At 62.6% G+C, this 13,345-nt stretch carries 13 protein-coding genes and 2 pseudogenes; 8 read left to right on the plus strand and 7 right to left on the minus strand.

The genetic code is table 11. From position 1 onward, the window contains the following. Positions 1-18: 18 nt before the first annotated feature. The gene (locus ACG873_RS01410) at positions 19-843 is read right to left on the minus strand and encodes an IS5 family transposase (protein ID WP_394885740.1); all 825 of its coding nucleotides are present in this window, start codon (positions 841-843) and stop codon (positions 19-21) included. Between the two features lie 55 nt (positions 844-898). Further along, entirely contained in the window at positions 899-1,420 is a 522-nt protein-coding gene (locus tag ACG873_RS01415) for a VCBS domain-containing protein (RefSeq protein ID WP_394885742.1), read from the minus strand. Between the two features lie 264 nt (positions 1,421-1,684). On the opposite strand from ACG873_RS01415, the gene ACG873_RS01420 reads away from it, so the two are divergent. Then, positions 1,685-1,816 carry a DUF982 domain-containing protein gene (locus ACG873_RS01420; protein ID WP_394885744.1) on the plus strand — a complete coding sequence of 44 codons (132 nt, stop codon included), beginning with the start codon at positions 1,685-1,687 and terminating at the stop codon, positions 1,814-1,816. A gap of 317 nt (positions 1,817-2,133) precedes the next feature. Then, complete coding sequence (locus tag ACG873_RS01425) at positions 2,134-2,349, plus strand: hypothetical protein (protein ID WP_394885746.1); 216 nt, start codon at positions 2,134-2,136, stop codon at positions 2,347-2,349. 195 nt (positions 2,350-2,544) lie between these two features. Here the strand turns inward: ACG873_RS01425 and ACG873_RS01430 are convergent, their stop codons facing one another. Then, entirely contained in the window at positions 2,545-3,009 is a 465-nt protein-coding gene (locus ACG873_RS01430; RefSeq protein WP_394885747.1) for a hypothetical protein, read from the minus strand. Between the two features lie 119 nt (positions 3,010-3,128). Then, entirely contained in the window at positions 3,129-3,905 is a 777-nt protein-coding gene (locus ACG873_RS01435; RefSeq protein ID WP_394885749.1) for a DUF1353 domain-containing protein, read from the minus strand. A 238-nt stretch (positions 3,906-4,143) separates the two neighbouring features. Here ACG873_RS01435 and ACG873_RS01440 point away from each other — a divergent pair, with 238 nt between their 5' ends. The 5 genes and pseudogenes from ACG873_RS01440 to ACG873_RS01460 all read left to right on the plus strand — a co-directional run bounded on the left by ACG873_RS01440 (position 4,144) and on the right by ACG873_RS01460 (position 9,167). Beyond that, positions 4,144-4,830, plus strand: coding sequence for a hypothetical protein (locus ACG873_RS01440; protein WP_394885750.1), 687 nt, complete (start codon positions 4,144-4,146; stop codon positions 4,828-4,830). A 98-nt stretch (positions 4,831-4,928) separates the two neighbouring features. After that, complete coding sequence (locus ACG873_RS01445; RefSeq protein WP_394886146.1) at positions 4,929-6,335, plus strand: S8 family serine peptidase; 1,407 nt, start codon at positions 4,929-4,931, stop codon at positions 6,333-6,335. 94 nt (positions 6,336-6,429) lie between these two features. After that, a pseudogene (locus ACG873_RS01450) lies at positions 6,430-7,456 on the plus strand (transposase); the annotation flags it as partial. A 307-nt stretch (positions 7,457-7,763) separates the two neighbouring features. After that, positions 7,764-8,213, plus strand: a complete 450-nt coding sequence (locus tag ACG873_RS01455; RefSeq protein WP_394885751.1) for a recombinase family protein — start codon at positions 7,764-7,766, stop codon at positions 8,211-8,213. A 420-nt stretch (positions 8,214-8,633) separates the two neighbouring features. Then, a complete protein-coding gene (locus ACG873_RS01460; protein WP_394885752.1) occupies positions 8,634-9,167 on the plus strand; it encodes a hypothetical protein in 534 nt (177 codons plus the stop codon). Here the strand turns inward: ACG873_RS01460 and ACG873_RS01465 are convergent. The 3 genes and pseudogenes from ACG873_RS01465 to ACG873_RS01475 form a co-directional block, all read right to left on the minus strand. Then, positions 9,152-9,541: pseudogene (locus ACG873_RS01465) on the minus strand (hypothetical protein); the annotation flags it as partial. The gene ACG873_RS01460 and the pseudogene ACG873_RS01465 overlap by 16 nt on opposite strands. A 397-nt stretch (positions 9,542-9,938) precedes the next feature. Next, positions 9,939-10,292 (minus strand): hypothetical protein, encoded by a 354-nt coding sequence (locus tag ACG873_RS01470; protein ID WP_394885753.1) that lies wholly within the window; start codon positions 10,290-10,292, stop codon positions 9,939-9,941. 701 nt (positions 10,293-10,993) lie between these two features. Then, complete coding sequence (locus ACG873_RS01475; RefSeq protein WP_394885755.1) at positions 10,994-12,247, minus strand: hypothetical protein; 1,254 nt, start codon at positions 12,245-12,247, stop codon at positions 10,994-10,996. Positions 12,248-12,389: 142 nt separating this feature from the next. On the opposite strand from ACG873_RS01475, the gene ACG873_RS01480 reads away from it, so the two are divergent. After that, entirely contained in the window at positions 12,390-12,914 is a 525-nt protein-coding gene (locus ACG873_RS01480) for a hypothetical protein (protein WP_394885756.1), read from the plus strand. Positions 12,915-13,345: the final 431 nt, after the last annotated feature.

Raw genomic sequence — 13,345 nt, forward strand, 5'->3', positions numbered from 1 at the left:
AAAAAGGATGTTTTGATATCAAGCTCTTGCGAGCCTGCGTGTGAGCAGGCGAATGTGGGCGACGTATAACCAGGCTTCTGCGGAGGCGATGGATTTCTCCCAGTCCTTAGCCAGCCTGCGGCATCGCCCCAGCCATGCGAATGTGCGCTCCACGACCCAGCGGCGCGGCAGGACCTCGAAGCCTTTGGCTTTGTCCGTCCGCTTGACGATCTCCAGGGTGAACGTGCCGATCTTTTGCATCGCGCCCTTAAGCTTCGGCCCGGCATAGCCGCCGTCGGCGAAGACGTGTCGCAGCCACGGCCAGCGTTCGAGAATGGTCTTGAGGGCAGCCGGTGCGCCGTCCCGGTCCTGGATATCGGCGGCATGGACGACGAGACCGACCATCAGCCCGATGGTGTCGACAACGATGTGACGCTTGCGCCCGTTGATCTTCTTTCCTGCGTCGAAGCCCCGAATTCCGCCGCTTTCCGTGGTCTTGACCGATTGGCTGTCGATCACGCCCGCCGTCGGACTCGCTTCCCGACCCTCGGCCTCGCGCGCCGCCATGACGAGGCTGTTGCTGATGGTCCGCAACAGGCCCTCCTCACGCCAGCGATAGAAGTACTTCTGCACCGTTGAAAAGGGTGGGAAGTCTTTCGGCAGCAATCGCCACGCGCCGCCCGACGAGGCGAGGTAAAGAAGTGCGTTCACGACCTCGCGCAGGTCCGTCTTGCGCGGCCGGCCGATGCGGTTCGCCGACGGCATCATCGGCGCAATCAGCGCCCACTCCGCATCGGTCAGATCGCTTGCGTAACGGGCGCAACGCCGCTCATAATGCGCACGGGTGATTTCAGTCCAGGCCATCGTGATCTCCATCGAATCTCGCAAATCCGACGGAATCACAACCTGCTGAAATCACTCAACTCTTTTTGGAACGGACACTTAGTTCCGGAGCGTCGTTGACGCCGTTTAGGGTGATGGTGACCTTCGCGGTACTGTAGGCGCCGTTCGCCATCTTCGCCGTATAATAAAACGTGACGATCGTTTCCTCGCCCTCGCCCAAGGTATCTCCAAGGGCGCTCGCGTCGAAATGGATTGTTCCGTCTGAATTCACCTGGATTTCGATTGGGCGATCCAACTCGGCACCGTTGATGTCATTGGTTATGGTGTCGGCCAGTTGGGTCAGCTCGGGTTGTGTCGGGATGCCGTCCGAAACGCCGATGAGCTGCGCCGACCCGGGATCATTTCCCAGAACGTTAAGGTCGCCCTCGACGCCGCCCGTTCCTTCGCTGTCACTTAACCAGCTATAGTTGGCATCCGTGAAGGAATCATCCTTCGCAGCGTTGTTGACAAGCGAGACCCTTACGGTCGTTTTAGCAGCCATGATTGTTCCCCCCAGGCGATCCATCGCCATGTACGTCAGCAGCACTTGGCCGCCCATTGAGCTGGGCCAGTGAAGTGGTTAACTTATGAGAGACGCCCCTAGCCGCATGCCTGCGACCAGTTGTTGCCCATTTACCCCATTAATAAAACGTTAACACACAGTAATGTGCTGCAGAAGCGCCATTTCTGGCACATAGTTAAGTTCAACTCTGGATGGTGGTGCCGCTGCTTTATTTAAAGGCGAGCACGGGGCCGAGTATGAAATACCTCACAAAATTTGGAGGCGTTTGCTCAAAAGACGACACAAAGAACGGAAGAAGTGATGGACGACAAACGCTTTTCAGAACCTGTGCGACTGCTTATTGAGCCGGCAGGTTCGACACAAATCAGCTCCGCTTGGGAAGGCGTCGAGTGTCTTCACTCAAGCTGGCCCTCCAAACGCGGTCGAGCTTAGCGCTCAGCAGTTCGTTCATGCCTTGATATGCTCGACGGTCTCAGGCCGGTCCCGAGCGCTCGACGCGCCTTTGCGAGAACAGCAAAGAAGCCGGCGTTCTGGGCAGCGCGTGATCGATGGGGTGGCGCCATGATCCAACAACTCACGGCTTGGGCTATGTTCGCAGTTGCCACCGGAATCACACTTGGAATTGCAGTGGGCAATCTGCCGATGGCAACGAAAGGGTGAGCTGTCGGACGTCGCCATCGACCGCAAATGGCTGCACCAAGTGGCGCTTCCAGGCGATCTCTGTGTCATGGCAAATTACAAGATCCTGCATGGATTCTGCCGCGGCCTATCCGTTGCCCCGCGCGGCGAAGCGTGACGGCAGAATGGCCGAACCCTGGCTGGACCCGGCAACGCCCGCCGCCGAGGCGAAGGCGCTGCTCGGGCGGAACCTTGGCCGCGAGCTGCAGTTCGTCCGCGTCGGCCGTGAGGTCAATCAGGCGAAGTTCAAGGGCGAAGAGTGCATCAGGCCGGTCAATCCGCTATGAGTGACGAGCGGCCCCTGACGATAGCGCCGAACGCAGAGCTGGCGTCGCCGAAGAAAATAGAAGCGCACTGGTGCGATCACCCCGGCTGCCGGCAGTGGGGCTGCTTTCGGCTTCAACGGCCGCTACGGGACAAGCTGGTTTTGCGGAGACCACCGCGCCGAAGGCGATCTGATCATTCCCCGCACGCAATGAGGTTCAGCGCTTTTCGGCCTCTGCAGGCGCGCCTTCCAGGGCGTCCCAGACAGGGTCGGGGTCCAGCAGCCCCTGATCATCATACCACTCGGTGAGCGCGTCCAGTTCCGCCTCAGAGAGGCCGCCGTGTTCGAGATGCGCCGCGAAAAGATGCGAGCGGCTCTTTCGAAGCAGCGCCGCCAGCGCCTCGGCGTCCTCCCGCGTTGTCTCAGGCGTGAGCCGCAGCCCGAAAAACTTGCCGAGCAAGGATCGAAACATGCCGTCGAACTGGATGCAGAGCTGCCCGTCGACCATCATCTTAACGATTGGCTCCATAGGCAGGTTGTCAGTCGGCATCTCCTTCATGGCGTGAACATAAACGGAACAAGCGTTCGAGTCCAGCATGTTCGGAACCAAACGAAGCACGCCTTGGTTGGGGCAGCATCGGTTAAGGAAAGCGCACAGTAACTGAAGGACAGCACTGGCCACGTAGCGGACTATCGAGCGTTGGCAAGTGCAGGCATTCCGGCTGCGTCACCATCGCAATGAACTTTCGGGAAGGCGAACTTCTGATCCATCGCTACTGTCAGAGATCCATGCGAACCTGCTCAACGGGCCGAGAGAGGAGTTTCAATAAAAATCTGGCTTTCGTTCGCATAAAAGAAGTCACCGGGCCGCAGGTCCCTCGCTCTCCGCTCCAGATACTCCAGATCCACTTGGTCTCCCGAACTCGTTATGATCTGCTCCATGCGGCGCAGTTCTTCGAGAAGCTCGGGGTCGTCATAACTTGCCTCGCGCGAAATGATCATTGCGTCGCGGGGATTGTCATCCGTTTCATCTGCAAGCGAGGTGGCGTTACCGCCTTCGCTGCTCACGTCGAATTCCATCGGCGTTGCGCTGCTGTTCGCCTGCACCTCGACTTCGAAGACGCACCTGTCGCCGCAATTGCGGCCCGGGATAAGCTCGACCCATTTTGGCCCGGCGAGATAGACGGCATAGTACATGAGTTTTGCTTTGGGGATCGGAATCCCGAGTTCGCGCAACGCGTCGTAGAATACTCTGTGGGTCGAGCGCCAACTGCGGACATGACGGCCGCAATAATGGTCGTGAATCACCGCGGCCTTTATAAAGGAAGGATCGAACGGCGAGCCAATGAAAGGCTGGGCCCATCCTGGTATGGACGCGCCATCGGTTTGATTCTGCGCAGCTGCCTGCCAAGCAAGACCGGTTGGATCGATGTATTTCAAGTCATAGCTGAGAGTGCAAAGCTGCTGCTGCTCGCATCCCGCGGGCAGAAGCTCCAACTGACCGACAAAGTCGGCCGTTGCAGGTCGAGGCGCCAAGGCGAACGCCAACACGATCCCGATCGGGTAGTAGGTACGCATAGGCTTACATCCTTTTCCGCAAGTCTGGCTGCCCTGCAAACGGAGTACATCCTGCTCTAAAGGTCTCCCGCTGGCAACAAGTCTGCTTGCACTGACGGGCGGCAGTCCAGCTCATGTGGCGCTCAACCCGAGCCGTGAATTGTAGACGGTCGCCTTTACTGTTACGCTAAGGCTGCGGAAGGAGCGGTGATCGCGAAACCACGATGCGTTTGCCGGCCACACGCTCCGGGAGGACAAATTGAGACACATTGTGGCAACGACGATTGGCCTCGCTGTGGCGCAGTTCGGCCTCGGAAGCGCGGCGGCTCAGGAAGGCGGGACGATTTACCAGATTCCGCTGAAGAGCGGAGTGCTCGCGCCGGAACCGACAACGAAGAGTCCGCCGGCAGTGGAGGCCCTTCCACTGGAACTGGACGACCCCACGGCCGCGGCCCCAACGGCACGTGCCGAGGAGGCGCCCGCCAACGGGGACCCGCCTGTCGAAACACGCGCTACGAAACGCATGATCATCCAGTTTGAGCGATTACCATCGACCAATGAAATTGCCGAATTGAGGGGGCGCGGTGTCCGCCTCCAAGATTACATCGGCGGCTTCAGCTATCTCGCGACAGGTGACGCGGCGGCCGCCGATAGCGTCGAGCAGTCGGAAGACAATATCCGCGCGATACAGCCCCTCCTCCCGTCACAGAAGGTTCACCCGGATCTCGCAAGAATCGGGCAAGAAGAGGGAGATGGTGATAGCGCCGAACCGGCCACTGTAACGGTGCAGCTTTTTGGGGACGCGGACTTGAAGCTCACGGTGGATGCGATTCGAGGCATGGACGGGGAAGTCGTGGAAAGCAGCAGGGCCGCCCGTTCACTCGTCGTGAGACCCCTGCCGCTGAAATCAGTAACCTCGCGGGGCTCGATGAGGTCAAGTTCATAGAGCCCGCACCGCCGCCGCGTCAGCAGTTCAATGATGGCGTTCGGGAGAGCACCGGCGCGGCGAAGGCCGAATCCGAACTTAACCTGATCGGGAAGAACATTCGCATCGGCATCTGGGACGGCGGCGTCGTAGCCGGCTCGCATGGCGACTTCACCGGCCGGCTTACGGTTGCTGAACCCACGGCGCGCGTCAGCTCACATGCGACGCATGTGGCGGGAACCCTGGCCGGCGACGGCTCAGGCAGCTTACGCGAGGAGATCGGAATAGTACCCCTGGTTTTGAGTAGCCAGGCTGATGCCGCCATAGATGCGGCGGCGACGACGGAGGAGCTCCGGGCCCAGCCCGCGGCAGGCGAGGAAACCCTGCAGGAAAAGCTGCGATCCACGCTGACGGCATCGCCCGCGCAATGGCGCGGCGTTGCTCCAGGCGCGGCGATCATTTCATATTTTTGGGACCAATCCGCGGACGATCACGAAGCGGCAATTCGAGATGAACAAATCAGATTGTCTCAGAATTCATGGGGCTTCGCTGTCGATTCCGCCCGCGGCAATTGCAGTCTGTACGGCGACTATACCGTCGATGCAGCCGCTTATGATCGCATTGTCCGAGGGCTGTTCGGGAAGCCGCTGCCAATCGTTTTCGCGGCCGGCAACGAACGCAACGATAGCGACTGCGGAATGAGCGCGAACCCGCCGTTCGAAAATTATGCCAACATCACCCCACCACAGACCGCCAAGAACGTCATCACCGTCGGCGCGATAAACTCGGACGATGCGCTCATCACGGAGTTCTCCTCGTTCGGGCCAACCGATGATGGCAGACTGAAACCGGATCTTGTCGCGGCGGGCTGTCAGAGCGGCGACGATCAGGCCGTGACCTCGACGGTGCCGGTCAACGACTATGATGGAAAATGTGGAACATCAATGGCAGCGCCTGCTGTTTCAGGCGCCATCGCGCTTTTGATGGAAGCCCGCGACGCGGCCAGCGACAGCAGCAGCGAGAAAGACCTTCACCCGTCGAGCTATCGGGCGCTGCTAATTCACGGAGCGCAGGATATTGAGCAGATGGGCCCCGACTATGTCAGCGGTTATGGGCGACTTGATATTATGCGTTCGCTGAAGCTCCTTGATGACAAGGCTTTGACAGAAGGCGAAATCGAGGAAACCGATCAGAAACGCGTCGCCATGCTCGATGTGCCCCCCAACGCTAAGAAGCTGAAAGTAACGTTAGTATGGGATGATGAGCCTGCATCCCCGAACGCTTTGATCTCACTTGTAAATGATCTTGATCTGCGCCTGGTATCGCCTGTTCAGGAACCGGCCAAACCGTGGGTACTCGATCCCTCCAAGCCTAAGGAGCCTGCGACTAGAGGTTTGGATCGCATCAACGTGGTCGAGCAGGTGGAGGTTGAATCTCCAGCAGCCGGTTCTTGGTTGGTCGAGATTGCAGGCTTCGCAGTGCCAGTTCCACCACAGGCGTTCTCGCTGATGGTATCCATCGAATAGTTGGGTCTAGCGCCGCCCACAGCTTTGACATGTTTGGATGCCCGGGGAGCGAGGACCGGATTGCAGCTATGAACTAGCAGCAGCCTTGAACCCTATCCTGCGGCACCTCTTCGAAACAGTCGTGGAACGCTGCTTGAGCGAAGGCTTGGTCGGCGGCGAAGGGTTCGCGGTGGACGCCAGCCTCATCGCGGCCGATGCCAACAAACACGCTCCATCCCGGGCAACGAGTGGCGCAGCGACAATCTTGGTGCCGGTCGAGCGGTGCGCGAGTATCTCGCAACCCTGGATGATGCCGCTTTCGGGGCGGCCAGTGAGGTCACGCCGAAGTTCATCTCACCCTCCGATCCAGCGGCACAGTGGACCGGAGCGCACAAGGGTCATGCCTTCTTTGCCTACGCGACCAACTATCTGATCGATACCGACCATGGCGTCATCCTGGACGTAGAAGCCACCCGCGCTATCCGGCAGGCAGAAGTGGGAGCGGCGCGCACCATGATTGACAGGACCGAGGACCGCTTCGGCCTGAAGCCAGCGTACCTGGCCGCCGACAGCGCCTACGGATCGGCAGCGAACCTCGCCTGGTTGGTCAAGGAACGGGAGATCGCGCCGCATATCCCGGTGTTCGATAAGTCCAACCGCACGGACGGCACTTTCTCGCGCGCCGACTTCACGTTCGACCCGGACGTGAACGAATACACCTGCCCGGGTGGCAAACGGCTGGTGCAGTTCCGGCGCAGCTACAAGACGCCGCGCACAGGCATCACCAGTGCGGGCACGCGGCTTTACCGCGCCGGACAACACGACTGCAAAGTCTGCGAGCTGAAGCCGCAGTGCTGTCCGAATATGACCTTCCGTAAGATCACCCGAGATCTGAACGAGGATGCCCGCGATGTCGCCAGAGCAATTGCCGAGACGCCGGAATATGAGCGGTCCGCCATCGACGGAAGACGGTCGAGATGCTGTTTGCGCATCTCAAGCGCATCCTGCGCCTCCGACGTCTGCGACTGCGCGGTCCCTCAGGCGCGCGCGACGAGTTCCTCCTCGCAGCCACCGCCCAGAATCTCAGAAGATTGGCAAAGCTCCGACCACCGGCCGGGCCGATGATCGCTACCATGGCGTAAAGGAGGGTAGCCGCCGCCGCTAAACGAAACTGCAGGTATTAGAACCGAAAACTGCGGCCAATCTGGCCGGATTGATCCGACCAAGAGCCATCCTTCCGTCCTGGCAACGACTAAATCAACAATATCAGGCGCGAAGCAGCCATTCACTGTGCGAAAGACAAAAGTAGCCTTCGGGTCAATTTTCGTCGTAGAACGCCTAGTCGGGAGTGCGTCGGATCGAGGAAATCGGCTGGTGCGCCGTGCTACGCTCGCCAGTGACCGGAAGACAAACGTATTCAACGACTTATAAGTTGCTTCTCAATCGCTTGTGAGCAAACTGCAAACGGTGGTTTGCAGTTTGAACACCCCCGGGGGTGAACGGATGAGCAGCGCGATTGCCTACTACAGAGTGTCGACCCAGCGGCAGGGCCGTTCAGGTTTGGGCATCGAAGCACAGATGGCGGCAGTGGCCCGCTTCGCCGATGCGGAACGCATGACCATCCTGCACGAGTTCACCGAAATCGAGACCGGCAAAGGAACGGATGCACTCGCCAGGCGCCCTCGCTTGGCAGAAGCGCTTGCTGCTGCGAGGAAGGAGCGCTGCCCGGTGATCGTTGCCAAGCTCGATCGGCTCTCGCGCGATGTGGCCTTCATTGCCGGACTGATGGCCAATCGCGTGCCCTTTATCGTAGCTGAGCTCGGTGCGGACGCCGATCCTTTCATGCTCGAACAACCGCGGCGTCCGAACCGCTCGCGACGGCCGGCGGCAAGTCTCTAACGTCCGCAACCTGCTGGCCCGCCTGCCCAGGAGGCCGCTTTTATAAGCGGGAATATCCTTAACTACCGTCGCAACATCCCGGATTGCGTGGTGGGCAAAAAAGGGTGGATCGCCCCGGGGACGCGCATCGTGCGCCGAACCACCCGTCCCCGATGGACACAATCCTGCGCCCCAATTGTTAAGCAAGGATTCTGGCTCTCACTTGTGGTCGCGTTGGCGACGCAACCGTTGGAGTCAACGAGGCAACGAGGCTGACAAATTCGCCTAGAAAGCTTGGCACCGTACCTGCGCGAGGCATTCACTGGGCGGTTGATGAGTGAACCAAGGGGTTGCCACTGGTTCAGCAACGAAAGCGCTTTACAATGGTCATTTTTGCGCATTCAATCCAATTGGGAGCGTAATACTTTCCAGGAGAACGTCATGCCAGATCGCTTTGAAAAACAAATCCGTGAACTTGAAGGTGCCATAGGAAAGCTTCCCCAAGAAGCTCTGGACAATTTCATAAAATTCAATCAGAGACATCGATATTTTGTTCCGATGGATGGCTATCACTCAGTTCGACATCCGCTGAGAGACATCACATGTAGCGCTACTGAGGTCTTTCTGCTTTCCGGCAACGACAAAACTGGAAACTCTGGAACAGCCGAGTTGCACCTCAATGATTTTCTTTGTCATCACGCGTTCGATAGCGGCCAGCGAGGCGGTTTGATTAGTCGCCCTCAATTCACGGCCTTGCCGACGAGTGATACGCCAGTAATACTTACAGTGAAATTCGGCTTGAGTGAGATCGCGTTGCAACCCGGTGAAGCAGTGGGCGGCAGTGTTTCGTCGCCTCTGTTGGATGTTGTTGTGACGGTCACAAGCTGGAATCTTGACGGAAGTCCCGCCAAGGATGTTTGGTTTTCTTGGGTAACAACGATTGAAGGAGCGCGAGTCTTTCAAATCGGCGGTTGATGACGCGGATCCAATAACGAACGCCTGCTAACATCGAAGCCCAAATCAATGGCATGTATGGACGGCCTCCGCGTGGCAAGGGCTTTCCCCGGCGAGGTCTGGGTGGCGTGGTCGGCCAGCACCTGTGCGATTGTCTTGCCCCCGCCCCACAGCGCGTCGTCGACGCGGATGGTGTCGATGTCGTTCTGGAAGCCGGAAATAGTATCCTTGTCGTAATTCGGCGCAAAAACGAAGATGTCGGCCTCAGCTCCGCCCACGAGGGCGTCAGTGCCAGCCTCGTCGTCCACCGTGTCTGTACCAGCCGCTCCCTGGAGATTGTCGTTGCCGTCGCCGCCATTCAGGCTTTCGTTGCCGGTGCCACCCGACAGAAGGTTGTCCTTGGCAGAGCGATACCCAAGCTACACTGGATCGGGAGACCATTGCCGACGAGCTCGGCCTCGCTGCCGTCCGGGAAGCGCGTCGCCAAGCTGTTCGACACGCCGCGAGAGGTAGGTGCTGAAGGTGCCACCCGTGGCGGTCGCCCGCACCGCCGGGGCGCTCCTCCCGTAGAGGGCGGCAGGGCGTGACGCGGCCGGTCGCGATCAAGGCCTTCGCTACCACCGCTGTGTCCGCAAGGTGCGAGAGTTACGCAGAAGGACAATGCATGTAATAGCGAGCTTTTCTAGACCGCGTTAACGCACCGGCCGTGGCGGCAATGATGGTTGACGATGTGCATGCAGGCACGGGGAGTCTCTCTGAACGGCCCGCACGAGGCCGGTTCGGAGGTACGCTTCAGGCTTGGAGGCAGCAGTCCTCCTCGACGCTCGCGAGCGGCGAGGTGCGCAGGACGCGGACCTGGCCGAGGTCGCCGCGAAGTGGGTCGGTGAAGCTGCCATTCGGCTCGGGCAAACTCTCGACGGCGAGGACGGTGAGCGGGGTCTCGGGGTCGAAGCCGGCGCGGGCGAGCGCGTCGCGCACCTCCTGGTCGGTCCACCGGCCTTCGGCCTGTGGCGCCATCGGCACCGACTGGCGCTTGCGGGCCTTTCGGCCGGGCCGGATGTCGAGCTGGACGTTGCGCCAGCTCGCGCCGTCGGCCTGCAGGAGCCGCGCGTAGAGACGAACCAGATCTCGGTGTTCGGCTGCCACGGCGTCACCTGCTGCAGCCCAAGGTAGGGAGTCGCGAAGGGTGCGCGGGCGGTGATCGCTCGGCCGGGGCCGACCGTCACCGAGCAGACGAGCTCGGGCGGCGGGTGCTGCACGCCTTCGAGGGTCATTGCCTCACCGAAGCGGGCTTGGGCGGTCGACCAGAACGGGTCGGCCGGGGCGCCCGGGCCGTGGCCGACGCGGATCTCGTAGGTGAAGAACGAAAAGAGCTCGGGCGAGGCTGGGTCGGTGTTGGGCGGCAGCGGCACGAGGAAGTGGCGGTCGGAGTTGCCCGCGGGATCGAGCCGCTGCATCGCGTTCAGGCCGGAGAGATCCTGCGGCTGGCCCGGCGTGATCACGCGGGCGGGCTCGGGGTCGAGCGGCACGCTCTCGAGCACGTCCGGGTCGCGCACCGGTTCCCAGTCGGGCAGCAGCATGGGATCGGGCGTCTGATAGACCGCGGACGAAGTAGGCGTCGCGCGGGTCGGCGAGCGGCGCGTCGAACTCGAGCCAGAGCCGTTTCACCCGCGAGCCGGTGGCGGAATATTCCTCATTCGGGCGGTACTCGGTGAGCGCCAGCCCCGCGGCGACGACCTTCGGAACCTGACGTGGCCGGATTGCCACCGGCAGGCGGGAGGCGACGGTCTGGAGCGTGCTGGTGCCGCCTTCGAAGAAGAGCTGCGTTCGGTACTCGACCCCGCCCTCTAGGGCAGGCCGTCCTGGCCGACCGGCGGGGTGAAGGCGTCGAGGAAGACGAGTCGGATGTATCCGCGCTCCGACCTGGTGCGGGCCTGGACGTTGATCGTGTTCATGAGCTGAATCTCGCCCACATCGCGCCATGCCGGCGCGTCGCCAGGCGCGCCCGGGAGCGAGACGCGGCGGCGGATCCGCACGGTCGGCGCGCCCTGGCCGCGCCAGGTCCAGTCGCGGTCGAGCACCATCTGGGCGACGTTCACCCATTGGCCGGCGAGCTCGCTCGGGTCGGCGAACTCGAGGCTGCTCGCATCGGGTGCCGCGTGGTGGGTTAGCCTGGCGCAGCCGAAGGCAATGCGCTCGCCCTGTCGGCCCATCAGCATCGCCTCATCGGCAACGAGGTCTGCCGCAATGGCGAGGCGGCCGACGAGCGCACTGCCGGGATCGTTCTGCGCGACGGTCGCCGAGACGGCGGCACGCGCGCCGGCCGGGTCGGGGCGGAGAAAGACCGAGCGCAGGCGGTCGGAGTCTGGGAGCGTGACGATCGGATCGGTCTCGGCGGCTGCGACGGCGTGAAGCTCGATCGCGTCGACGTCGCCGAGACGGGCTGACTGTGAGGCAAAGTAGGCGAGATCGTTCCGGCCGAGTGCGGCCACCTCGACACGGATGTCACGCGAGCGGACGAGGGGGAGCGCGCCAGTGACCAAGCCCTCGGCGCCGAGTTGGGCGGAGACGTCGATCTCGCGGTAGTCGGCCGCCGAGCGCCAGTCGAAGGCGAGCGCGAGGGGCTGGGCCGGGTCGGCCGGGAAGGGCCGGCTCGTCGTGTACCACTCGATCCAGCCGTGGTCATCGGCCGCGGGGTCATAGGTTGGCGCCCGGAGTAGCACGCGGGTGCGGAGCCAGGGCGTGTCCGGGTCGGGTATCGCCGGCGGGGTCGCATTGGCCGGGTCGGCATCGTTCGCGGCGATCTGCGCGAGGAGCTCGGCCCGGGCCGGCGCGCCGGCGGCGAAGACCGCGGCCGGATAGCCGAGCGGTGGCCGGGTGATCTCGACGGAGGCGGCCGCCCCGTCGGCGGGGATCGCCGCGAGATCGACGAGCGGACGGCGTGGCGGCACGTGCCGCTTCATGTGGAGGAGAGCGACCGGTGCCTCGCCTTCGCGGACGGGATCGTCGACGAGCGTCGGCCCGCCGCCGGTCGCATCGGCGAGGCGGACGCGAAATTCGTAGCGCCGGCCGTAGCGCAGGTCGGCGGCAGCGAGCCCCACTGGCACGTCGATTTCGGGCGGCGCGCCGAGCGGGGGCGGCGTTCATGAGGCGCTGCTCGTCGGTCGTCTCCATGACGATCGAGCCGCCGCGCCAGATCGCGAACCAGGGCGCGAGCCAGAGCTGGCCCTCGATGTCGCCCGGATGCACCTCGACCCAGCGTTCCTCCTCCTCGGTGCCGAGGTCGACATCGAGATCGAGTGGCGAGAGGACCCGGGAGAGCGAGGTCCAGCTCTCCGGCGGCGCACCCTCGGGGACCGCCGGGCGAATGTCGACGCGGTAGCCGAGGATGCCGCGCGGGGCGACCACGTTGTTCTGGCCGTCGGGCGAAGCGCCGAGCGCGCGGTTCTGGCCTTCGAGGATATCCTCATCGTCCCAGCCGAGCTGCACGCCCTCGTCGCGTGGAGCGGAAGCGCTGGTGCCATACTCGTCGAGCATGTCGACGCCCAGCGGCTGGCGGGCATGGACGATCTTCGAGAAGCCGTCGTCGAAGCGGACGGCTTCGGAGAAGACCCGGTCCACCTCGCCGAGCGCCGCCGCGGCAACCGCGTCGTCGGAGACCGGGAAGACGACGGGCGTGAAGATCGGCCGGGTCTCGGCCGCGGCGAGCGCCGGGACGCGGGTAGCGAACGAGCGCTGAAATCCGGGAGCATGGCCTGTCCGGCATAATCGCCCCCGGGCGCGAGCTCGACCCAGAGCCAGCCGCCGTTCTCGAGCCGCGGCGCAGGGGCGACGACGATCTCGACGGGTACGATCAGGCCGAGCGCCTCGGCGAGCCGTGGGCGGCGCAGGCTGAAGGCGATGGCCTCGCCCCAGCCGATCTCGGTCGGCGGCTCGGGCGGCACCGCGTCGGGCGGGCACTGCACGAGGCACTGGTAGCGTCCGTCGATCACGCCGAGCGAGGTGCGCGGCTGGACGAACTCGAAGGACTGCCGGTAGCTCTTGGGCAGGTACTTGTGAAGCTGGCGGGTGAGGTCGGGCGCCTGCGGCGCGAAGGTGTTGCCCGTCGGGCCATCCGGGATCTCGAGCGCCGCCTTGGTCGCCTCGAAGATCGCCCGGGCATCGGGAGCGCCGCGGGGGGCTGTGTCCACGGTCTGGTC

The organism is Allomesorhizobium aridi (assembly GCF_043769475.1).
GTDB lineage: Bacteria > Pseudomonadota > Alphaproteobacteria > Rhizobiales > Rhizobiaceae > Allomesorhizobium.